The 22,759-nt window shown below is 44.3% G+C and carries 18 protein-coding genes and 1 pseudogene; 13 read left to right on the top strand and 6 right to left on the bottom strand.

Annotation, left to right across the window (positions count from 1 at the left end; all coding sequences use genetic code 11):
* Nucleotides 1-33 precede the first annotated feature (33 nt).
* The 12 genes and pseudogenes from AB4371_RS12815 to AB4371_RS12760 all read left to right on the top strand — a co-directional run bounded on the left by AB4371_RS12815 (nt 34) and on the right by AB4371_RS12760 (nt 11,726).
* A complete protein-coding gene (locus AB4371_RS12815; RefSeq protein ID WP_372149896.1) occupies nt 34-1,383 on the top strand; it encodes an AAA family ATPase in 1,350 nt (449 codons plus the stop codon).
* Nucleotides 1,376-2,125, top strand: a complete 750-nt coding sequence (cpaB, locus tag AB4371_RS12810) for a Flp pilus assembly protein CpaB (RefSeq protein ID WP_017063303.1) — start codon at nt 1,376-1,378, stop codon at nt 2,123-2,125. The genes AB4371_RS12815 and cpaB overlap by 8 nt, the downstream gene beginning before the upstream one ends.
* A gap of 8 nt (nt 2,126-2,133) precedes the next feature.
* Nucleotides 2,134-3,591: a type II and III secretion system protein family protein gene (locus AB4371_RS12805; RefSeq protein WP_029235122.1), complete on the top strand. Its 1,458-nt coding sequence runs from the start codon at nt 2,134-2,136 to the stop codon at nt 3,589-3,591.
* Nucleotides 3,581-3,850 carry a hypothetical protein gene (locus tag AB4371_RS12800; protein WP_017063305.1) on the top strand — a complete coding sequence of 90 codons (270 nt, stop codon included), beginning with the start codon at nt 3,581-3,583 and terminating at the stop codon, nt 3,848-3,850. Before AB4371_RS12805 ends, AB4371_RS12800 begins: the two co-directional genes overlap by 11 nt.
* 14 nt (nt 3,851-3,864) lie before the next feature.
* Nucleotides 3,865-5,130 (top strand): Tad domain-containing protein, encoded by a 1,266-nt coding sequence (locus AB4371_RS12795; protein WP_017070364.1) that lies wholly within the window; start codon nt 3,865-3,867, stop codon nt 5,128-5,130.
* Nucleotides 5,131-5,132: 2 nt separating this feature from the next.
* Nucleotides 5,133-5,561, top strand: a complete 429-nt coding sequence (locus AB4371_RS12790) for a TadE/TadG family type IV pilus assembly protein (RefSeq protein ID WP_017063307.1) — start codon at nt 5,133-5,135, stop codon at nt 5,559-5,561.
* Nucleotides 5,561-6,061, top strand: a complete 501-nt coding sequence (locus tag AB4371_RS12785) for a TadE/TadG family type IV pilus assembly protein (RefSeq protein WP_136979395.1) — start codon at nt 5,561-5,563, stop codon at nt 6,059-6,061. Before AB4371_RS12790 ends, AB4371_RS12785 begins: the two co-directional genes overlap by 1 nt.
* Before the next feature lies 1 nt (nt 6,062).
* Nucleotides 6,063-7,277: an AAA family ATPase gene (locus tag AB4371_RS12780; RefSeq protein WP_371721137.1), complete on the top strand. Its 1,215-nt coding sequence runs from the start codon at nt 6,063-6,065 to the stop codon at nt 7,275-7,277.
* Nucleotides 7,278-7,451: 174 nt separating this feature from the next.
* A pseudogene (locus tag AB4371_RS12775) lies at nt 7,452-8,762 on the top strand (CpaF family protein); the annotation flags it as partial.
* A gap of 10 nt (nt 8,763-8,772) precedes the next feature.
* Entirely contained in the window at nt 8,773-9,738 is a 966-nt protein-coding gene (locus AB4371_RS12770; protein WP_017063311.1) for a type II secretion system F family protein, read from the top strand.
* Nucleotides 9,739-9,741: 3 nt separating this feature from the next.
* Nucleotides 9,742-10,713 carry a type II secretion system F family protein gene (locus AB4371_RS12765; RefSeq protein ID WP_017063312.1) on the top strand — a complete coding sequence of 324 codons (972 nt, stop codon included), beginning with the start codon at nt 9,742-9,744 and terminating at the stop codon, nt 10,711-10,713.
* Nucleotides 10,710-11,726, top strand: coding sequence for a lipopolysaccharide assembly protein LapB (locus AB4371_RS12760; protein ID WP_017063313.1), 1,017 nt, complete (start codon nt 10,710-10,712; stop codon nt 11,724-11,726). The genes AB4371_RS12765 and AB4371_RS12760 overlap by 4 nt, the downstream gene beginning before the upstream one ends.
* Nucleotides 11,727-11,839: 113 nt before the next feature.
* Here AB4371_RS12760 and chrA read toward each other — a convergent pair whose 3' ends face one another.
* Entirely contained in the window at nt 11,840-12,985 is a 1,146-nt protein-coding gene (gene chrA, locus AB4371_RS12755; protein WP_136978112.1) for a chromate efflux transporter, read from the bottom strand.
* Between the two features lie 101 nt (nt 12,986-13,086).
* Here chrA and AB4371_RS12750 point away from each other — a divergent pair, with 101 nt between their 5' ends.
* The gene (locus AB4371_RS12750; protein WP_372149893.1) at nt 13,087-14,019 is read left to right on the top strand and encodes a LysR family transcriptional regulator; all 933 of its coding nucleotides are present in this window, start codon (nt 13,087-13,089) and stop codon (nt 14,017-14,019) included.
* Nucleotides 14,020-14,058: 39 nt separating this feature from the next.
* On the opposite strand, the gene AB4371_RS12745 is transcribed toward AB4371_RS12750, so the two are convergent.
* The 5 genes from AB4371_RS12745 to AB4371_RS12725 form a co-directional block, all read right to left on the bottom strand.
* Nucleotides 14,059-15,168: a phosphatase PAP2 family protein gene (locus tag AB4371_RS12745; protein WP_017063316.1), complete on the bottom strand. Its 1,110-nt coding sequence runs from the start codon at nt 15,166-15,168 to the stop codon at nt 14,059-14,061.
* Nucleotides 15,169-15,490: 322 nt separating this feature from the next.
* On the bottom strand, nt 15,491-16,831 hold the full coding sequence (locus tag AB4371_RS12740; protein ID WP_017060807.1) for an MATE family efflux transporter: 1,341 nt from the start codon (nt 16,829-16,831) through the stop codon (nt 15,491-15,493).
* A gap of 392 nt (nt 16,832-17,223) precedes the next feature.
* Complete coding sequence (gene ygjK, locus AB4371_RS12735; protein ID WP_372057915.1) at nt 17,224-19,617, bottom strand: alpha-glucosidase; 2,394 nt, start codon at nt 19,615-19,617, stop codon at nt 17,224-17,226.
* 15 nt (nt 19,618-19,632) lie between these two features.
* Nucleotides 19,633-20,697, bottom strand: a complete 1,065-nt coding sequence (gene ygjJ, locus AB4371_RS12730) for a protein YgjJ (protein ID WP_004734431.1) — start codon at nt 20,695-20,697, stop codon at nt 19,633-19,635.
* 427 nt (nt 20,698-21,124) lie between these two features.
* The gene (locus AB4371_RS12725) at nt 21,125-22,558 is read right to left on the bottom strand and encodes an amino acid permease (protein WP_017069519.1); all 1,434 of its coding nucleotides are present in this window, start codon (nt 22,556-22,558) and stop codon (nt 21,125-21,127) included.
* Between the last annotated feature and the right edge of the window lie 201 nt (nt 22,559-22,759).

Here is a 22,759-nt window from a genome sequence, read left to right as displayed (position 1 = left end):
TTAAATTGAAATTCGATGTGTTGGAGAGAACATATGGATATTAGAGGGATACCGTCCCCGAGTAATTTAAAGCCTCAAATATCAGCTCCTTTGGTTCCGACTTCCATTGAATCGCTTGGTATACCTGAAGTTGTGATTGAAAACTTATTACTTAAACACTTATCCGCTTACCCTAAGTCTGATGTGTTGGAGCTTTCTAACCATTTGTGTGTGGTTACCCATATTGTTGAGAATGGACTTGCGGTACTTAGAAAGAAATCATTCATTGAAGTCTTTCAACCAACTTCAGCTTTATCTTTAGACTCCTCTTCACACAGTCATGTTCGCTACTCCTTATCAGAAAAGGGCATAGAAGAAGCAGATCTCGCTTTTACTCGAGATGCTTATTTAGGCCCGGTTCCCGTTTCACTTGCTCAATACAGTGACATTGTAAAACAACAAGACTTGCGAGCGGAATTGGTGACCAGACCACATGTTGAAGCGGCTCTTAGTGATGTTTACGGCGTAGACAAAATGATCTCCGTGCTAGGCCCGGCAATTAACTCGGGACGAGCTCTGCTTTTGTATGGGTATGCCGGTACAGGTAAAACATTTGTTGCGACACGCATAGTTAATGCATTACACACTTCAGTTTTTATCCCTTATGCAGTCTATGCCTTCGGTAACATTATTAAGGTTTTCTCTACGCAACACCATAAACCGCTTGATCGCAACGGCAGTGAAACATTGGTTTCTCTTAAGGATCAGTACGACAAGCGTTGGCTCAATTGTGAGAGACCGAATATTCAGGTGGGCGGAGAGCTAACCATGGATATGCTTGAAGTTAATCATTCAGAGAACAGCCGAGTGTGGTTGGCACCGTTACAAATGATGGCGAATAACGGAATTCTGGTGATTGATGACCTCGGGCGTCAGCCAATGCCAGTCGATAACCTGCTCAATCGATGGATTGTTCCAATGGAATATTACTTCGATCATCTTTCGTTGCCGAATGGTCAGCAAGTGACAATGCCATTTGTGTTGACCCTCGCTTTCTCTACTAACTTAAATCCGGAGAAGATCAGTGATCCGGCATTTTTGCGTCGCTTGGGTTATAAAATCGAATTCAAGCCTCTTAATCTGCGTGACTATGAATCCTTGTGGATGAATGTTGTGGCAGAGAAAGAGCTAGAACTTCAAAGCGGTTTCTTTGAGCGCTTATCTCAAATGCACACGCTTTACAAAGTGCCTCTTTTCCCTTGCTTACCTAAAGATCTCGCTGGTATTAGCAAAGATATCCTTTCATTTGAGCAGCTCCCGCCCGTTATTACTTTCGATATTCTTTCCATGGCATGGGAAGTCTACTTTACCTCTGATGGACACGAGGAAGAAAATAATGAATAAGAGTCAGGTATTCCTATTGTTTTTACTGTCCGTAGTATTCGGCTTAGCGGCTGTATTTTTTGCTAAGCAATGGATGGACAACCAAGTTCAACCGACGATAGAAGTCGAAGAAGTTGAACGTCACCCGGTTGTAGTGGCCTCTCAAGAAATTGAAGCTGGAACCATAATTGAAGAGCAGTATTTAACGACGAAGTTGATGGAAGTTGATTGGATCAATGAAAACAACTATTCGGATAAATCTGAGCTGATTGGTCAGGTTGTCGCTAATACCATTTATGCCGGAGAGGTGCTTCACAAGCTGCGTTTCACCGTTCCTGGTGAAGGCTCCACACTTGCGGCTTTGATTCCTGAAAATAAACGAGCGGTAACAATTCGAGTCGATGACGTTATCGGTGTAGCTGGGTTTCTATTACCCGGGAACAAGGTCGATATTCTCAATACCGTTTCCTACGGTAAAAACTCTGCGGCCACTCGAACTGTGTTGAAAGACATTAAAGTGCTCGCGGTAGACCAGACCGCCAGAACCAAAGAAAACAGCCCCATTATTGTTCGTGCGGTAACACTTGAGGTGACCCCCAAAGATGCAGAAAAGCTTCTGACGGCTAAGAGCAAAGGCAGTATTCAGCTTACCTTAAGAAATCCTCATGAAGTTGAGAAGAAAGTCGTTCGTCGATACGTGCCTAGACCAAGCGTGACCATTATCAAGGGTACGGAAACATCCAGTGTGCGCGTCAAGGATTGAGGTGAGATATGAGAATAATATTAGCGTGTGTTTTGAGCCTGCTTTGTTTTTCGAACGTAAGTTTTGCTGCATTGCAAACCGGAAAAACAGTCACGGTTCCGCATCATAAATCGACGCATGTCGTGTTATCAGGTAAAGCGAGCAAGGTTTCACTTGGCGACCCTGATGTTTTGGACATCGTGATTTTGAAATCTAACGAAGTGTTTTTGATTGGTAACAAGTTAGGTGCAACCAACTTGATGGCTTGGGATTCTCGAGGCCAGTTGATTGAGTCTATTAATATCGAGGTGACTCATGATCTTAATAGCCTGAAATCCAAGCTGTATGAGTTTCTTCCTGACGAGACTATCGAGGTACATAGCGCTCAGAATCGCTTGCTGTTGAGTGGGCAAATCAGTAATCAACAGAAGATGAATGTCGCTATGAGAATTGCTGAAACCTACGCCGCAGGGCAGGCTGCAGATGATTCTAAAGAGAGTGGTAGTGAGCAAGCTGCTGCAACTGGTGTTATCAACTTAATGTCTATCGGTGGCGCCCAACAGGTGATGTTAGAGGTAACTGTCGCCGAGGTTCAGCGGAGTTTAGTGAGAAAGTTCGATGCTAATTTCCACTTCTTCCAAACCAGTGGTTCCAACTTTTCGTGGGGAGCTTCATCTGTTCCTGCTGGTGTACTGGGTGCAACACCAATCTTCGATATTCCTACCTCAACTGATTACGGGATTCTAGGGTCTTTCATCGATAGTAATACCTTATTTACCTTTGCATTGGATGTCGCCAAGCAAAATGGTGTCGCGAAGGTATTAGCAGAGCCGAATTTAACTGCATTGAGTGGCTCTAAGGCCGAGTTTCTCGCGGGTGGTGAATTTCCAATTCCAGTTCCGGATGATGATGGGATTACCATTGAATACAAAGAATACGGGGTAGGGCTGAAATTTATACCGACCGTACTCAGTGATAAAAAGATCAACCTAAACTTAGCGGTTGATGTAAGTGAAATTGCGAACAGCAGTTCATTGACTATCGACCCCGGCTCGACCAACGCGACTTACTTTATTCCACCAATTACACGTCGAAGCGCCTCTTCTACGCTTGAGCTTGCAGATGGACAAACCATCGGTATTGCAGGGCTACTGAGCGAGAACGTGCGTGATATCAGCAACAAAATGCCGGGTATTGGTGATGTGCCGATCCTAGGCCAGCTTTTCAATAGTCAAGAATACGTATCGGGAGAAACAGAGCTTGTCATTCTTGTTACTCCTCGACTCGCTAAACCAGTGGACAGAAGTCAAGTCACACTACCAACTGATGCCTTTGTTGACCCTAATGACCTGGAATATTACTTGTTAGGTAAAAGCGCTTACATTGCTGAGCCTTCTGACTCTGAAGACAAGAATAATTCAAGTTCCGCTAAAGACATCGCGCCAACTGATGGTGGTAGCGAAGGTTCATTTGGTCATGATTTATAAGGAGATAGATATGATTAGAACAATGATGGTCTTTCTCGCACTGGTATTAGTCGGTTGTGCGAATGACGCGCCTTTGGGGCAGTCGGTTGCTAAGCTGAAAATGGAGCAAACGTACAACCCGAATGCAACTCAAGAGAACTTGCAGGTTTTACCTGATGGTACCGGGGAGCGCATGCAGGCTGGTTACGACAGTTACGTGGGTAAAGGCGATGAAGATCTTTCAGAGAGCAATAGTCAGGTCTTACAGAGCTTTAATTAGTTTGGAGGTACTTTATGTTGTATCAAGTATCAAGAAAACCTAAAAAACAGGGCGGATTGGTTGTCATATTTGTGACTATAGCGTTGCTTGTCTTCCTTGCTGTGTCAGCGTTAGCCGTGGATATCAACCATATGCTAGTGAATAAAACGCGCTTACAGAATGCGGTTGACTCAGCGGCGTTAGCGGCAGCGACTATTTTGGATAACAGTAAAGATCAAACCGCGGTATCTGCAGAAGTTACATCAACATTGAATGCTATGGCGGGGGCTTCTGGTAATCATGAATTTGATTTCTCAACTGCAGTGGTTAGCGTTGAATACTCTAACGACCCTCAAAGCTTTGCGGGGACCCCTACGTTTGGTGCTGATGATGATGTATATGTTCGAGTTAATGTCAGCTCATTAGATATGGATGAATTCTTTATTCAGATGTTTGGTTTAGCAAAAAGCGTATCGGCAACAGCGGTTGCAGGACCAAGCTCAGGACTGCAAGTTGTGAATAATATTGTACCCATTGGAGTGTGTACTGGTGACGGGACTTCAGATAACGATATTAACGAAGATGGTTATGATGATGCTACCGGTGAGGCAATTACCAATGTCTTTGGTTATGAGGTAGGTACAGTTCATGCTCTAAAAGTGGGCGATAAAAAACTGTCTCAAATGGGAAATGGTAATTATCACCTACTGGACTTTGGATCTGGAGGTAGCACGGTAAAAGAAGCCTTGGCTGGTTACTATGATTACTCTGTCGCTATTGGCGATAGTGTTACTACCAAGCCTGGGGGAACGGTTGGGCCTACAGCTGATGGTTTAAATACTCGTTTTGGTGATTATGGTGGCGGCTTATCAAGTTCAGATTACCCATCTGATTATGTAACGACTGAGCCCAGTTCTGAAATTAAGATAGACAGTAAAACGGGTGATATTGATTTTGATGGCTCTTATACCTATTCCCAATATGAGGCTGACACCAACGCATGTATAGCAAGTATGGGCTCTGGTTGTGTGTCTGGTGGTACAGCATGGCGACGTATTCTTCCTATTCCTATGGTCGATTGCTCAGGTAAAAGTGGTGGAGTAACCAGTTTTACCGTTCAGAAAATAGGGTGCTTCTTCTTATTACAAAAGGCGCCAACTAACAATTCCGGTACTCCTGCAGTATTTGGTGAATTCATACATTCTTGTAGTGTTGCTGGCGGTTCTGGTGGGGCTGAGTCATCAACTGAAGGTCCTTACAAAATTGTTTTGTATAAAGACCCAGATGGAGGAGGCTCTTAGTTATGGATAACAACTTTAAAAAACAACAGGGCCTCGCTGCAATTGAAATGTTGATTGCGACACCAGTATTACTGTTTTTCTTGGTGTTGGTTCTTGAACTGGGAAACATCCTAATTCACTACAATGTCATCTCAAAATCGGTTCAAAACGGAGCTCGTTATGCTGTAAGTGAGGTGTATGGAACAAAGGGTGGGACATTAGCTCCTACTGCGGAAATTCAAAATATTGTGGTTTACGGTAAGAACACTGTAGGTACGGCGATACTTTCTAGCCTTGCAACTTCTGATGTAGTTGTCACTCCTCCTTCAGCAGACAGTTATGTGAGAGTAACGGTTAATTACGACTATGTTCCTCACTTTTTATCGATTCCATTTTCATCTGAAAGCTTATCTGTTCCCTTAAGTGTGTCGTCTGTTATGAGGGTTTTCTGATGAAACCAATCAACAAGCACAACGGCTTAGCCATTATCGAGTTTACGATAGTTTCTTGGTTGGTTTTCTTGCTGATTTTTCTGATTTTGGCTTTGGGGGCTTATGTATTCTCACTCCAGATTGTTAACGAGGCGACGAGAAAAGCGGCAAGGCTAGCGACCGTTTGTTACGTCTTAGACCGCGATAACATTGCGGGGATTGTTGTAGAAGACATTCCACTACTGGGGTTTAGCGATAGCAACTTGGAGGTGGCGTATTTGGATGCTGCTGGCTCTGAAATTGCCTCTGATTTCGAAACCAATTTTAGTGCGATTAAGTTTGTACGAGCAAGAGCGACAGGCTATGGCATTCAGCTGATCAGCAACCTCAGCTTTTTAGGGACAAATGGGTTTCTTGCGGCACCTGCGTTTGAGACGATTTTACCCGCTGAGAATTTAGGTGTAATCAAAGCCAATACAAATACTAGGACAAGATGTCCGGAACAAATACAGGGTGGGTAATATGGGCGAAGCAATTGATATTTTACCGAATGAAGACGATGCGATTCGCCTTAAAACCAACTTGAATGTATGGCTTATCTATAGCAATGAAAACTTTCATGCTCATATGAGGCAGCAATTGAAACGTTGTCGAAATGTTCATATCGACTCTTTTTCATTATTAGGCATGACCGAAGAATATGTGAGAAGCATAGATACTCCCGACCTTATCTTTGTCGAAGCGAGTGGTGGTTGGGCTCAGAAAATGGTCGATCTGCAAAGCTATAATCTGCAATTGGAAGAGCATGATTTATCTTTGGTTGTATTCGGTGATGAGAATGACAATGGATCATTAAAAATAGCGCTAAGACTGGGTGCTTCTGATTTCCTATCTCATGACATTTCTATTTCTGGTCTCTTACCGTTACTCAAGAAAACCGCAGCGGAAAAAATTGAAAACTCTAGCTACGGGGAGGTGTTCCTGTTTATTAACACCAAAGGTGGAATGGGGGCGACAACCTTAGCGCTAAACACGGCCGTTGAAATAGCAAGTTACCATCCGAATGAGGTGCTTTTACTTGATATAGACCTTCAATTTGGAGTTATTCCTGAATATTTGAATATCACCCCAGCCTACAGTATTTCGGATGCTATCGACAGCTCAAATGATTTGGATGAGATGTCTTTGAATAGCTTAGTTAACAAGCACTCATCGGGGTTACACGTTTTAAGCTTCAAACATGAAAATAACGCGGATGATTATGAACATGCCCAAAAGATTGGGAGGTTATTACCCGTATTACGTCGCTTCTATCGTTACATTGTTATCGATTTCTCTCGAGGGTTAGATCATATTTTCGCATCAGCTATCTCCCCTGCGACTAAGGTGTTACTCGTTGCTCAACAAACCTTAGTGTCGGTCAAAAACAGTAACCGTTTAGTCAGAACTCTGAAATTTGAGTACGGGTTACAACAAGACGCAATCGAGATCATCGTGAATCGTTATGAGAAACGACAAACCATTAAGTTATCAGACATAGAACAAACCGTTGGGAAGCATGATATCCATTTAATGCCTAACGATTTTAAGGTCGCATTGGAGAGTGCCAATTTAGGTCAACCATTGGTTGAGTCAAAAAAGAAGAGTTCGATTACACGCTCGATCATCGATTTGTCTCATATCCTTTCTCCTCCAGAGCAAGAAGAGAAGAGTTGGCTCAAAAAGATATTTTCATAGGTTGTTTGTTCTAAGCATAGATGAGGGATCGTTATGTTCTTTAAACGAAAAAATATAAATCCGGAGTTTGAAAAAAAAGTAGAACAGTTTTCGCAACAAGAAAGCGAGAACATTGCTGCCTTTCCTCAAGGAGCCGTTAGTGATTCTGTTGTTCTTAAAGGGCTAGATGCCAACGAAGAACAAGAAAAATCGGTTAATGAAGCAAAAAAAGTCTTAGAACAAGAGCTTTCAATTAAGCACTATTTTCATAAACAGCTCTTAGAGACACTTGACCTTGGTCTGCTTTCAAGCCTTGATAAAGAGCGCGCTAAAGTTGACCTTCATGAAGCGATTGTTCAGCTAATGGCAGACGATCAAAGCCATGCTCTGAGTGCGGAAGGCCGGAAAAGAGTGATCAAACAAATCGAAGATGAAGTGTTTGGTTTGGGGCCTTTAGAGCCATTGCTAGCCGATAAAACCGTATCTGATATTTTGGTTAATGGGCCTAAAAATGTGTTCGTTGAGCGAGGTGGTAAGTTAGAAAAGACCCCTTATACGTTTTTGGATGACCGACATCTTAGAAACATCATTGACCGTATTGTTAGCCAAGTGGGACGTCGAATTGATGAAGCCTCTCCTATGGTTGATGCACGATTGGCCGATGGCTCTCGGGTAAATGCAATTATCCCACCTCTTGCCTTAGATGGCCCATCGGTATCCATACGACGCTTTGCGGTAGACAGCCTAACTATGGACAACTTGCTGGAATATAAGTCAGCCTCTCCGCAAATGGCGAAATTTGTCGAAGCGGCCGTTAAAGGTGAGCTCAATATATTAATTTCAGGCGGTACGGGGTCAGGGAAAACCACGACGCTTAATATCTTTTCTGGTTTCATCCCACGAGATCAACGAATCATCACAATAGAAGATTCCGCAGAGCTTCAACTCCAGCAACCCCACGTTATTCGTCTTGAAACTCGTCCGGCAAACCTTGAAGGAAAAGGTGAGATAAGTCAGCGAGAGCTAGTGAAAAACACGTTACGTATGCGACCTGACCGTATCGTTGTCGGGGAGGTGCGTGGTAGTGAAGCGGTCGATATGTTGGCTGCGATGAATACCGGGCATGACGGTTCCCTTGCAACCATTCACGCCAACACCCCTCGTGATGCACTAAGCCGTGTAGAGAACATGTTTTCGATGGCGGGCTGGAACATTTCTACCAAAAATCTCAGAGCGCAGATTGCTTCTGCTATCCATCTAGTAGTTCAGATGGAAAGGCAAGAAGATGGTAAGCGCCGTATGGTTAGTATCCAAGAGATCAATGGTATGGAAGGAGAGGTCATCACTATGTCTGAGATCTTCAACTTTCAGCGTCAAGGCATCGATGAGCATGGCAATATTTTAGGTTATTACACCGCAACCGGTGTAGTGCCTCAGTCTCATGACCAATTGGTTAAGCGTGGTCTTGATCTGCCTTTTGAGCTCTTTACTGAATCACATAGCTGAGGAACGGATTATGGATAACGTAACTGTCTCGCTGGTCCTGTTGTTTGTTGCGGTGTTGTTTATTTCGCAAGCCTTGTTATTGCCAGCAGCCGGGAAAAAAGCCAAACACAAAGAGTTATCTCGCCGTCTAAAAGAGACACAAAGAAATATTGATGAAGAGAGCTTGTCGCTCTTAAAAGAGCACTACAACAAAGAGCTATCACCGCTCGACCGAAAATTAATTGTGATTCCTTTCTTTGCCGACCTAAAACGTATGCTGGAATTAGCGGGTCTCCACCTTACGTTAAGTCGCTTTTTGTTCATCGTATTTTTGTGCGGAACCTTATTGGCTTTAATGGCTTTAGTGTTTAATCAAGTGTGGTTCATTTGTGTAGCCGCTTTCGTCTTCGCTTGGGTTGTCGCTTATCTGTTTGTCCAAAATAGAGTGACATACAGGATGGCTCGATTCGAAGAGCAGCTGCCAGAGGCTCTGGATATTATTCGAAGAGCCTTACAAGCGGGGCAGCCATTGGTTCAGTCTTTCAATGAGGTGGGTGAAGAGATGCCTGAGCCGATCGGTGTTGAGTTTAAGAACACCTATAACCTGCTTAATTATGGCTACGACTTGAGGCTCGCGATCATGCAAATGACAGAGCGAGCACCGACCGTTTCGATGTTGGCTTTCTCAAGTGCCGTCATGTTGCAGAAAGAGACAGGGGGGAACCTCTCTGAGAATCTGCAAAAAGTATCTGAGGTATTAAGAGCCCGCTTTAAACTCGAAAGAAAGATCAAAACCCTGTCAGCTGAGAGTCGCCTTTCTGCTTGGATACTGACCCTTTCTCCGTTTGCCCTGTTTTTCGGTCTTAAATTCGTAAACCCTGAATACATTGAGCCTTTGTACAGTGACCCTAGAGGAATATCGATGGTCAGTATTGGAGTGATCTTGTTGGCGATTGGGGCATTGTGGATAAGAAAAATAATAAATATCGAGATATAAATTATGGAATTCTTTGATTTAGAAGTATGGAAACAAGCACTCTCTGAGTTCGGGATCAGCAGTCAAACCTTACTCTACGGGATGATTTTGCTGACCACGATGTTACTTACCCTCACTCTTGGTTTTCTTTTTGTTGGCGCTCGTTCACCGTTGGATAAAAAGTTAAAACAGATTTCTGGAGGTAGCCAAACGGGCAGCCGGAAGTCTTATGATTTTACGAATACCTTGGAGTCGTTAACGCCATTTATTGGGCGAGGGAACAAAAAGGACAACGAAAGCTATTCAGAAAAGCTCATGCACGCTGGATACCATGAAAAAAGTGCGCTTTCAGTCTTTTATTCCATCAAAGTGCTTTCCGCTCTTATCGGGTTTGTCTGTGCGTTCGTGGTGTTTTATCTGGCGATTGGTGACAGTTATAACAACTTATTGATTGTGACTTGTATCTTTGTCGGCACGTTTTTACCCAACTTTGTATTGAGTAAAATGCAAAAAGAGAGACAGAGAAAAATTAGAAATGGGGTACCTGACGCGCTCGACCTTTTGGTGGTTTGTACTGAATCAGGCCTTGGCTTTAATGCGGCGCTGGGACGAGTTGCTAATGAGTTATACATCTCACAGCCCGAACTTGCCGATGAGCTGGATACGGTTTTTGCCAAAATTCAGGCGGGTGTCACGATGCCAGATGCTTTGAGTCAACTTGTCGAACGGACTGGCCTTCATGAATTAGACGGGCTCGTCTCTTTGCTCTCACATGCCTCCAGAATGGGGGGGAGCTTAGCGCAAACGTTACGAGACTATACCGAAGATTTTCGAGATAAGCGCCAACAAGCTGCGGAAGAGATTGCAGCAAAAATACCAACTAAAATGTTGTTTCCTATGTTGTTATTTATTTGGCCGTGTTTTTTTATTGTTGCCCTAGGACCTGGGATGATGATTGTTATGGACGCATTAAGTGCGCCAGGAGTTGGTTTATGATGCTAATGAACAGAATGGTTTTACTTTTGCTGCCGCTATTAGTTTTAGGGTGTGCTTCTTCTGATGAGCCAACCAATCAGTTTGATGCTGAGTTGTATTCGGGGAAGCCCATTGACACCTTAACCAGTGACGATCCTCCGGTTAGTGAAAAAGAAGCGATCATGCGTGGTGATGTGGCGCTGAGAGATAACAATATCGATCTAGCGCTTTATGAGTACATCCGATCTCTGTCTTTCCCTGAGCAAGAGTTTCACGATAAAACGCTGTTTACGATTGGCCGAATTCACTCATCGAGAGGCAACTACGCGCTCGCTGAAAAAGCCTATCTGGCGGCACTAGATTTTAATCCGGCGCATACTGAAGTGTTGGAGCAACTTGGGGTTCTATATACCAAGCAGCGCCGCACCGATGAAGGACGAAGTTATTTTTTTAAAGCGATTAATGCCGATCAAGTTCGCTTGAAAAGCAGTGAAACGACTAAAAATTACCAAGCGTTAAGCCAAAGTGAAGTTGCTGGCTTGAAGGTGGATAGCATGTCGCCAGCACTCGCTTATATGGGAATTGGGGTATTGGAGGATGTTGAAGGTAAGCATCAAATAGCTCAAGAGTATTTTAAAAAGTCGCTCACTATCGATAAAACCTCAGTAAAAGCCTTGTTGAACATGGGCTACTCCCATTACATGTATGGCAACTACAAAGAAGCGTATCAATACACTCGTTCGGCGTTAGAGATTGAGCCTAACAATGAGAAAGCTCAGAATAACCTTGCCCTTATTTACTTAGCTTCCGGCGATGTGAAAAAGGCGATCAACGTTTTTATGCGTCATATGGATGCTCCCGAAGCGTTGAATAATGTCGGGTATTTTTTAATTCTCCAAGGTCGACCTGATGAAGCGATTCCTTATCTTCAACAAGCGATCGATAAAAAGCCGTCTTACTACAAAATTGCTAATGAGAACCTAAATAGAGCGTTGGCAGAGGTAAGGGAAATGAAAGCCAGCACCCCGATATAACGCCCTATCAAGTTAAGTCATTCTAAATAAGATAGCCCCTGATGAGTTTCCTGATCAGGGGCTATTATTTGTAACTCAGTTTAGTATCTAAAGTTGGGTATCTAAGTGCTTAATTATAAATAGTTAAGCATCGCACCAGCGGCGATAAAGGTACCCACTAAACCTATAATCGGCATCTTAATTGTTTTCAATAACCACACACCAACAATGATCAGAGCGAAGTCTATGCCGCTGCTTACTGCGCTTGTGAAGATCGGTTGATATAGCGCTGCCAACAATAAACCGACAACCGCCGCATTCACACCAGTAAGAGCGCCTGCCACCAAAGGTTTGCTTGCAATCGCCTGCCAGTTTTTCAATATACCGAGTAGCAATAAGAAGCCCGGTAAGAACACAGCAATCGTTGCGAGTAGTGCGCCTGTGATCGGTGCCGATGGCATCAATACATAACCTAAGTAAGTCGCAAGTGTAAACATAGGCCCTGGTACTGCCTGTGCTGCTGCATAACCTGTTAGGAAGGCATCTTGAGACAGTTGGTCACCAATACCATTTTGTAGCAACGGAAGTACCACGTGGCCGCCACCGAATACTAAGCTACCTGCTTGGTAGAACAGGCCAAACACTTCAATACCTTGAGAGTAAGCACTGAATAGAGGCAGACCAACCAGCAAAGCAACAAAAATCACCAGAGGCGTTACCGATATTTTTTGCGTTGAAGGTATCGTTTTGAGCTCTTGAGACGTCAAGAACTTACTGCCAACCATTGCTGCAAATAGAAGCACTAAAACTTGAGGCCAGATGCCTGGAATCAGTAGTAGTACAATCGCGGTAATCACACATAAGGCGGTCGCTATCTTCGATTGGCAAAAGTTCTTGTACATACCAAAGGTTGCATCAGCTACAACCACTACCGCTAATAACTTAAGCCCGTGAATGATTGAATTGAAAAGTGGTGCTTCCAATAGTTGGTTGCTGACTAACGCCAATATCAGCATCAGAATCACAGATGGGGAAGTGAAGCCGACAAATGCAGCAATAGCACCTGTTAGTCCACCTTTCTTGTAGCCAACCGCAAAGCCAACCTGACTTGAACCTGGGCCCGGCAGAAATTGACTGAGGGCGACAATTTGCCCGTACTCTTCGTCGGATAGCCAATTCAGTTTCTCAACAAAGGTTTTACGGAAGTAGCCAATGTGTGCCGCTGGTCCACCGAAGCTAATCCAGCCAAGCCAGAAAAAGGTTTTAAAAATTGAAAGCATGATCGATTCCAGATAAATGTTTAGCGTAATTTAGGTGGAGTTGAACTATGATTCAAATTAATTATTTTAATTATAACTATGAATGAAATGGGTTATTTGGAATGGCTGATTTTAATTGGAAAGGGATCGACCTTAACTTATTGATTGCACTGCAGGCTTTGTATAAAACAAATAGCGTGAGTAAGGCTGCTGAGCGTTGTTATGTAAGCCAATCTGCGATGAGCCATAGCTTACAAAGGCTACGAAAGTTGTTTGATGACCCTTTGTTTGAGCGTGTAGGTAGCAAGATGGAGGCGACCGACCGAGCCATTGAACTATCGAGCACAGTGGACGCGCTACTGAATACCATCCAGTCTGAAGTTCTGTTATCTAAACGTTTTGAGACCGAGAGTTTCAAAGGGAGCTGGAAAATAGGGTTGACGGATTACGCAGAGCAGATGTTTGGCCCAATGATATTCGATTTGATCAAAGAAGCTTCACCAAACTCTCAAGTCGCATTTTTTAATGTTAATCGAGGCAACTATCAGCAAGTATTTGAAGAGGCAAAGCTGGATATCTCGATAGGTAGTTTTGGAGAGGTGCCTAAGCTGTTTGGTATTGATCAACTCTACACCGAGCAGCATGTTTGCTTACTTGATAGCTCAGTGCTTGGTGTTGAACTGCCGATGTCGCTAGAGACATTTGTGTCTGTCGAGCATGCATTAGTTTCCCCCAATGGTTCTCTAAAAACGGGTGTAGATATTAAATTAGCGGAACTCGGTTATACGAGAAAAGTGGCGATTGCATCGAGTAATTTTTTGACGGTAAAACGACTGATAAGTGGCAGGAAGTTGCTGTGTATCGTGCCTAAGTTGGTCGCCCGAACTGACCCTAATGTGGAGAGCTCGCTGATAGCCGTTGCCCCGCCGATAGAGGTTCCTGATTTTGACATTCAACTTGTTTACCACAAGGGAAAGCAACTCGATGATAAAAGTATCCACCTGAGAAAAACCATTAGTCAGGCTGTTGAAGAAGTAACGGGTCGAAGAGATTAACTCGTAATCCGATGTGATAAAGGGTGGGACATATCTAGTTTATGGAGCTTTGATTGGTGGTGTCCGTCTTCGCAACCAGTAACCAATAGCGTGCCAAAGAGCGACGACTAATATCGCCCCTAAGTATCCGTCGATTGCATAGTGCCAAGCCAAGTGAACGGAGCCGATCTGGACAATAAAAGCATAACCCCACGCCAAATATCCCAGCTTTTTGTTCAACCTAAATGCTGTCATTGCCATTAACACTGCGATAGTGACATGCAAACTAGGCATCGCAGATATTCCCGTTCCTCGGCCTCTTATGCCAGTAACATAGCTATCCCAAAGCATATCCTGCGCGGATAGCATCCAAAGTGGGAATAGATTCGCTTGCTTTAACTGGAGGTCTTGCGCTTGTAGACGTTCCATTAACCTAAGATAGAGATCTTGTTCATAGAAGTGGTGAAAGTAGGCGGGTCCCGCAGACGACAACAGCGTCGCTATGACGTTACCTAGGAGAAACCAAGATATCAAAAAGGTCAGGATAAACTGATTACGAAGTTGGTCATCTTTTCGATAGATGATGAAAAAAAGTAACATTCCCCACATCAGAAAAAACCATAAGTTGTATAAGAAGTTCATCACCAAAGTTGAAGCTGCATTTGGCAGGAAGAAGTGTGTGAGTTCCCATGGAGATACGCCAAAGTGCAACCACTTATCTAAGTGGTAAAAAGCGAGGTCTAAAGTGTAAGGATTGAAGTGCGGGATGAGTGATTTGATAAACGTGTAACTCGAAAATGAGATGTTCAAAGCGAGCATTAACAAGACAAAGTAAATGGGTTTCGAGATAGGAAATAGCAGTGACTTCACTTTTTTGATGAATCGTATAGTCGGTTTTTTTTCTCTCTTAAACAGTAAATAACAGTAATAATACGTTGCCCAGATAATAAAAGTGACATAGCAAATGGTAATTAAGACATCGATATAACTATAGATGTCATACTTCATATTATTTGGGACAAATAGGTTGATGGTTAAGGTGAGCGGAGCAATGAATGCCACGTACCATAAAATCAGTTTGTTTCTTCTAAATTCATGGAGTAGGGAAGCTAGCAAGGTTGATTGTTCTTTTCGAGGCGCGGGCTTGGCGGTGGTCGTTTCTGAATCCATATAGCCCCTCCTCAAGATTTCCAATCATGATTAAAGGTTAGTTCATCTGAGCTGTTTTTCTACTCTGGGCTTGGTCTCTGCGACAAAAATAAATGAAATAATTCCTTCCATTTTTCACAACCCGACTATACTTAATTTACGACTCAAGGCAGTCGTAAAGAATAGGCTTTTTGATTTACCTAAGTAAAAAAATTGGTTATATCCTCATGATATAGCTTAAAAATCTACCAGGCTAAACGGACTTAGTTGGTCTTAAAAGCGCTAGCTCCCCCTAGCGCTTTTTTCTTTTGGTCGAGATAAATTTCGACGTATCAACAACAACCTAAAAAGAGAATCGAGTCCATTTCTTAGCTCGCCAGCGATAGGCCATGATGATTCCACGGAACCACTCGTCCATCGCGATTGCCATCCAAGCACCCAATACGCCATAACCCCAATGCACGCCAAGCAAATAGCTCATGGCAACCCCAATGCCCCACATGCTGAGAATGCCCATTTTGATCGGGAATTTAATGTCGCCAGCAGCCTTTAGACAAGAGATAAAGATAAGGTTAAATACTCGTCCAGCTTCAAGAATGATGGAACCTGCAATCAGTGCCGCCGTTAGCGCAATGATCTCTGGATCTTGCGTGAACAGATCGAGAATTTCGAAACGGAACACATACACCATGCAGGTGATCGCGGTTGACGCGATAAAGCCAACCACAAAGTAACGTTGCACGCGCTTGGTAATCTCGTCGATCCAACCCTTACCAATGTAATAGCCTGTTTGGATTTGGCTGCCTTGACCAATTGCCAGTGCAAACGCAAAAGAGAGGCGAGCGATGTTTTGTGCGTAAGTAAACGCAGCCAGTGAAGACGTACCCATCTGCACTACAAAGAAGGTAATGCTGATCTGAGCCATGTTATAAGAGAGCACTTCTCCAGCGTTCATCGAGCCGATCTTCATGATTTTTTGATAGATGGCTTTCGGCACAGATTTAAACTGCTTCACTGGTAGATAAATCCCTTTGCTTCTGACCACACCAATCAAGATCAACATTCCGATTACTTGGCTAATGACGGTCGCGGTCGCAACCCCTTGCACGCCGTATACAGGCAAACCAAAAGGTTGATATAAGGCACAGTAGTTACCGAATACGTTGATGACACCTGCAATCATATTGATCACCATCGGTGACTTTGAATAGCCATGACTGCGCAAAATAGTGGTGAGAACCACACCTATGGTTACATTGAAGGTGAGAGCACCACTGATGAACAGGTATTCTTGCGCGTACTGTTCGACTTGAGGTTCGAGTTGATAAAGCGGGATAAAATATTCAGCAACAAGAACGGCAATCACACTCAGTAGCACACCGGCAATAATGGCCAGAATGATACTTGCTACACCCACGTGAGCGCTCTCTTGAGTGCGGGAAGCACCATTGTATTGCGCGATTAGAATACCCGTACCACTGCTGACCATGGTCGAGACAATGATCAGGAAAAAGGATATCTGAGAAATAACACCAACGGCAGACACGGCTTTGTCCGAGTATCCCGATAACATGAATACATCACTGGTGTTGAGTGCGGTTCTTAAAAGAACTTCGATAAAAATTGGCCAGGTGAGCGCAACGATTCCCATACGTTTGTTTAGGGTGGAATCAGCATTAGGCATTTAGGTTTTCTCAAAAAAGGGGTAGGCGACACTATAGTTTAGCTATTATTTAGTAAACGACTATCAAATTAATGTCCGGAAGGCTAATAAGGATAAATAAAATTCGAATAAGTCTTCAGAATTCAATATTTCAGTGAGGGTGATGAAATTTTTGAATGGGATTTCATAGCAAGAGCACTCTTTGCTTTTTGTGAGTAAAAGCTTGCCTGTGTTAGCTGAGTACAACGAACAGAGTAAAAGGATCATAGTAGGCCAAATAGTCTAAATACTTTTTTTTTAGATTATTTGCTTCAGGTATAAAAAAGGCACTCAGCGAGAAACTGAGTGCCAAAGTCTGAAATTTATGAGGTTAGATTTTCATTGAATTTCAGAAGACAGGTATAAGTTTTTACTTACTCTGCGTCAGTAAAGAAATCGTTGTATAACATGTATAGGTGGGCAGCACTCCAAGAGAAGTTTGGAGCACCTTGTTGTTCACCGTTTAGCGGGTTGTAGTTCTCACGGATAGGACCGTCTTGTACCAAGCCATCGGCGTGGTCGAAGAATGCGCCTGCCATTTCAATCGCATCGTCACGGTAGCCGTAGCTGTCCATACCTTTTAGGCCGAAGTAGAACTGGTCTACCCATACACGTCCACGCCAGTAAATATCTGGGCCAAATGCTGGGCTAGAAAGCGCTGCTGTGCCCAGTGGAACGTAGGTGTTGAACTCTGAGGTATCTTTCATCACAGAGACCACGGCATCAGCGTGAGCTTGTGTTGCTGCACCGTTGAACAGTGGTGACCAACCCTCAGGGCCTTTACCACGCTCGACAATCGGTTTGCCTGCGCAGCCATTGGCTAAAGGCTTGTCTTCAATACGAATGTCATAGAAGAAGTTAGTGCCTTCGTCGAACATACAGGTGTTGATGTAGTTCGATAGGTGCTCTGCTTTTTCACGGAACTCTTTCGCTTCTGCGTCTTTACCTAGAATGTCAGCCATTTCTGCTAGGTACTTGTTATCGCTGTACATGTAGCTTGCTTGGTCAACGGACTCTTGCAGCAATGAATAGCCAAGTAAAGTGCCGTCTTCAGCGCGGTTTTGAGCGAATTCAACATCCCAATCACTGCGCTTGCCACCGTTAGCAACGTACGCGTCTAGCTGGTCTTTATCGATGAAACCGAAGGCTGCTGCATCATCACGACCTGATTCCCAAGACGCAGCGGTTTGAGCTGGGCTCTCGATGTAATCGTAGTTGCCTTCTGCTACCACTTTATCCAGTTCAGCTTGGCCTACGACTGTTTCGTGTTTATCGCCACGAACCACGGTGAAGTACATTTCACCTTCAGGTGTGTTGTGTGCTTTGTCGCGTGCTGCGCCGTATTCTGGAACACCGTTGCCGTTGTTATCACGGTTGCGTAGCCACCAGTCGTGGTAAGCCACTAGCTTTGGATACATCTCTTCTAGCCAAGCTTCATCGCTGGTGGTCTTGTAGACTTCCATCACGGCCCATGCAGCTAGGCTTGGTTTGGTATTACGTTCGTTCCAGTTACCGCCGTCGCCGCCACGTTCTGGGCTTAGGTTGTAAGCCAATAGATCTGGCACGTAACCTTCATCCCAAGGGCGAACAGGATCGTCAGCTTGAATTTGGTAGGCAAACATCGCGCGGATGTTATCTTTCGCTACATCTGGGTTGAAGTGAGCCATTGCGTAGGCTTGCTTCCATGTGTCCCAAGGCCAAGTTTGGTTGCCCGAGAACCAACGCGCCGTCACGGATGGTGTCACAGAGTCAAACTCCATCGCACCTGCAGCGCCACGCCAGTTACCGTTTAGGGTTTCCATCGCTTTAACCGCAACACGCTCTTGCTCTGGTGTCGCGTTCGGGTTGGTTAAACCCATCTCAAGATAGCCTTCCCAACGTTCTGCTGATGCGGCTAAGAAGTCGGTAGGGTTTGCCATGATCTTTTTGATTTCAGGCTGTTCCGCTTGCGCTTCTTCTGCCGTTAGAACATGCGAGTATGTGGTGTAGATAGTCGTCGATGCTTCAATGTTTGCCGTTGAAGTAAACGCTAAACCATCAACCGTGGTTTTCGTTGGAATCGACTTGTGAACTTGGTATTCAGACTCACCAGAAGTCAGTAGATCCCATGTCGAACGAACCTTACCGAAGGTCACCTTTAGGCCATCGTCGGTTGCGACGATTTGACGGTCATACTCAGGGTAAGTTTCAGCGATTGTTTTGTCGGTTTGTGCAACGCCTTCTTTGGCGTGCGTCTTTTCTAGCAGTTCACCATCCCACACTAATTCAACCGGTGAGTCGGTAGTGATTTTTGTTTCTAGCAGAGAGGTACGGTTTGAAGCAAAACGCATCGTCATTTCTACGGTCACATCGTCAGATTTTAGCGTCTGAACCAATGCGCCCGGTAGGCTATAAGCTTCCATAGTGAAAGCCACTTTTTTGCCGTCTTTGAACACGCTTAGGCGGTCGAAGTTATCAGCCATGAAGTTGATATATTCTTCGGTAAGCAGTGCTGTACCTGGGAATCCGCCCATGCCTTCTGCACTGTCTGGCAGCAGATGACCGTGCCATGCACCTAGGTCGAAGAATGGGTTAAAGCGTTGGTGGTCATCGAAGTCGTAGTCACGCATGTATTCAGGTGAGCCAGTACGGTCGATAACGTTCTTAAATTCGTTGGCTTGCAGTTGCTCTGTGTCAGAGCCTGAGCCAGAGATTGAGTTTGAAGCACAACCAGTAACGACAAGGGCTGCACCGATAGCGAGAGCTGCGAATGATTTATTCAGTTTCATGATCAATTCCTGTTATTACCAGTAGAAGTATTGCATTGCGAACACCTGAGCGTCGCCGATTTCAGTGTCGCTGCCTACGCCAAAGCGGCTATCGAAAGCAGTCGCAAACGCGCCGTTGCCGTATTCATACCAAACGCCAGCATTGATGTAAGAGGTGATTTCTTTGTCGCCATTGTCACCGTCAAAGTTTGCGTAGTTGTAGGCTGCAGATAGGTAAACGCCTTGTGCCGCTTCGTACCATGCACTGGTTTGAATACCAGACTCGCTACCGAAAGACTCTTGGTTGCCTTTATCTGTATCGTGCCAAACACGAGTGGCGAAGTTTTTGTACTCAGCACCCAATAGCAATAGTTCACCACCATCGTTGTTACGAACTTCACCACCACCCATTAGGGTTAAGTCGTCGGTCAGATCGTATTGAAGGTAACCATTGACCATGGCGTTCTTATCTTTCCATTGGTCTGCGAAGCTGTCGTATTTACCGAAGTGAACAAGAGCATCGTCTTCCGAGAAGTCAGACTCTGGCGCGAAAGAAACGCTGTAGCGAAGCTTGCCTTCTAGGTTTTGAATCTTCACACCAAGGTGCACGTCTCGCGTGTTTGAGATCGCGTAGCCGTATTCAACCGTAGGGTCACCCCACCATTGAACGTCATCTAATGAAGAGTCCATACGACCAATCATGAATTCTGTTTTGTTATCTGTGCGGTAGCCAGCGTAAAAGCGGTTGAAACCACCTTCAAAACCGCCCCAGCCGTGGCCCGTTGCCCAAGCATTGCCTTCGTCATCGGCTTGTACTGTCCAGCCCTCCATATAAGCAAGACCAAACCAATTACCGTGCTCGATAGCCAAGCCAGCTTCAATGTAAGTACCGTCTGCGTAGCGGCCTTTATCATCACCTTCGAGTGCCACGTGACCACCAAGGCCAAGCTCACCATAAAAGTTAAATAGGGTTTCAGTTTCTGTCTGAGGAGGCTGAGTATCACTGTGGTTTGCTGCGGACTCTTCCGCGTGGGCAGTGGTACTTAAGGCAGCAAGAATACAGCTTGTAATAAGAGTGTTTTTAGTAAAACTACTTTTCATTTTAATCACTTCTGTGTCGGGGTTATAAATGAAGGTTCGCAAGCAGTTCTGACTTCTAATATGGGGTGCTCTTCAAGGCGTATTGGTCAGGTTACTTACGATCGCAAAACCAATATTAATGATAATTTTGATGTTTAAAATTAATTAAGTTTAAAAGTGTGATCTATTTTTAGTAAATATTTACTTTGTTTTTATTTTGACTTTCAGTTGAATTTGCAGAGGTATGGCTAGGGTTGTAAGTATTCGGGAGGTGAATTGTTTGATGGGTGGTTAGATTGTTGGTTCGAATGTTTTGATTCTTGAATGGCTTTGATTTAATCGAGATGGTTAGTGGAAATGTACCGACAAATAAAAAGGCACTCACCAAATGTGAGTGCCTGAAGTTTAAGTCAGAGTGCCCGAAGTTTAAATCAGAGTGCAGGGTAAACTAAGCGTTCGCCGGTTCAGGTTTTGCTTCTAGTTTTTTCTCTTCTGGAGATAAGCTTTTTTCATATTTTCCGTACTTCCACCACGCGTAGCCAAGGAAGATAACAATCCCGCCCACGTTGTAGAAGATGATGGTCATGATGTCAGCACCTGTTGGGAAGGTTGACGCAAAGAAGCCAACAGTGAAAATGCCGATCAGAATCGAGACCACGGTAATGCCTGTCATACGTGAGCCCATTCTGAAATCACGAGGTAAGTGATCCAACTTCAAACGTAAATTAAGGTACGCGATCATGATGAATAGCGGTGGCAACATCGATGCTGCAGCTGTCATGTTGATAATGGTACTCATCAGATCTTGAACCGTATCGGACGCCAGTGTCGGAATGAACATCAGTGGAATCACAATCAAGAACTGAATCCAAGCCGCACGCTCTGGAACGCCTTGTTTGTTTAGAGCGACCGTTTTCTCACCGAAGATACCTTTAGGGATTTCAGAGAAGAAAATCTTAACGGGTGTTGCCGTCCACATCAGCAGAGAGCCCAGCATCGCCGTGAATGAAACCACACCAACGAAACGGTTCATCAAGATTTCAGACAGGCCAAAGTGTCTTGCTAGCCCTTCAAATACCTGAACTGAGCCGCCTGTGAATTTAAGCTCTTCACGCGAAACAAACACGTTTGCTAACACAGATCCTACCGAGTAAAGCGCACCGATGAAGATACCGGCAATGATGATGACTTTAACGAAAGACTTGTGACCGCCTTTGATGTCGTTAACGTAAACCGCGACCGATTCTGCACCGCCTGCCGCCATGAAGATCCAAGTGATTACGCCAAGGAATGCCCAGTTGAAGCTTGGTGTCATGGCTTCAATGGTGATTGGGTCAGCTGGCTCGATACCGCCTACCAAAGCACCGCCAGATAGCAAGATGTAAGACATCGTTAGCAGCAGCATCAGTGATGATGTTAGTGAGGTGATAGGGCCCAGTAATTTCGCACCGTTATTCGAGATATGAGTCGCGACCGCAAACAAAATAGTACTTAGAATTGCGGTGGTCATTGGCGTGAATATGTACTCAAAACCTAAGAACGCATACGACGCGTAAGCGATGATTCTAGGGAGCAGAGAGGTGAAGAAGAACAGGTTAACAAACCAGTAGGTGTAAGCTGAAATAAACGCCCAGCGGCCGCCTAGAGAGCTTTTAACCCAAGAGTAAACACCCGCTTCAGAGTCTTTATTCAGTGACACAAACTCTGCAACGATCAAACAAAATGGCACAAAGTAAAAGATGGTTGCTAGAAAGAACATCGGAGCCGAGGAAAGGCCGATCTCGATGTTGTTATTAATGATGTTATTGAAGCTGTATACCGCCGCGAAGGTCATAGACAGTAGGGCAAATTTGCCTATCGTACTGCGTTTATTTTCGGACATGATGTTCTCCGGTGAATCACGTTGATGATCGTTATAACTTGGTCCTAGAGAGGGAAGCTCTAGGCCGCACTTTTATTGTTATGTTGGTTTGGCAAACACCCGCTTTGTTTTGTCAGGGTTGGCTCATTGTTGTTTTTATAGATTTACGATCGGACTTCTTTGGGGTTTTTTTCTTTGGTATTTCAGTAAACTTATTACCAA

It is taken from the genome of Vibrio sp. 10N.261.51.A3 (genome assembly GCF_041471965.1).
GTDB classification, from domain to species: domain Bacteria; phylum Pseudomonadota; class Gammaproteobacteria; order Enterobacterales; family Vibrionaceae; genus Vibrio; species Vibrio crassostreae_C.
Note: the sequence above shows the minus strand (reverse complement) of the source record. Positions and strands in the feature narration are given on the sequence as shown.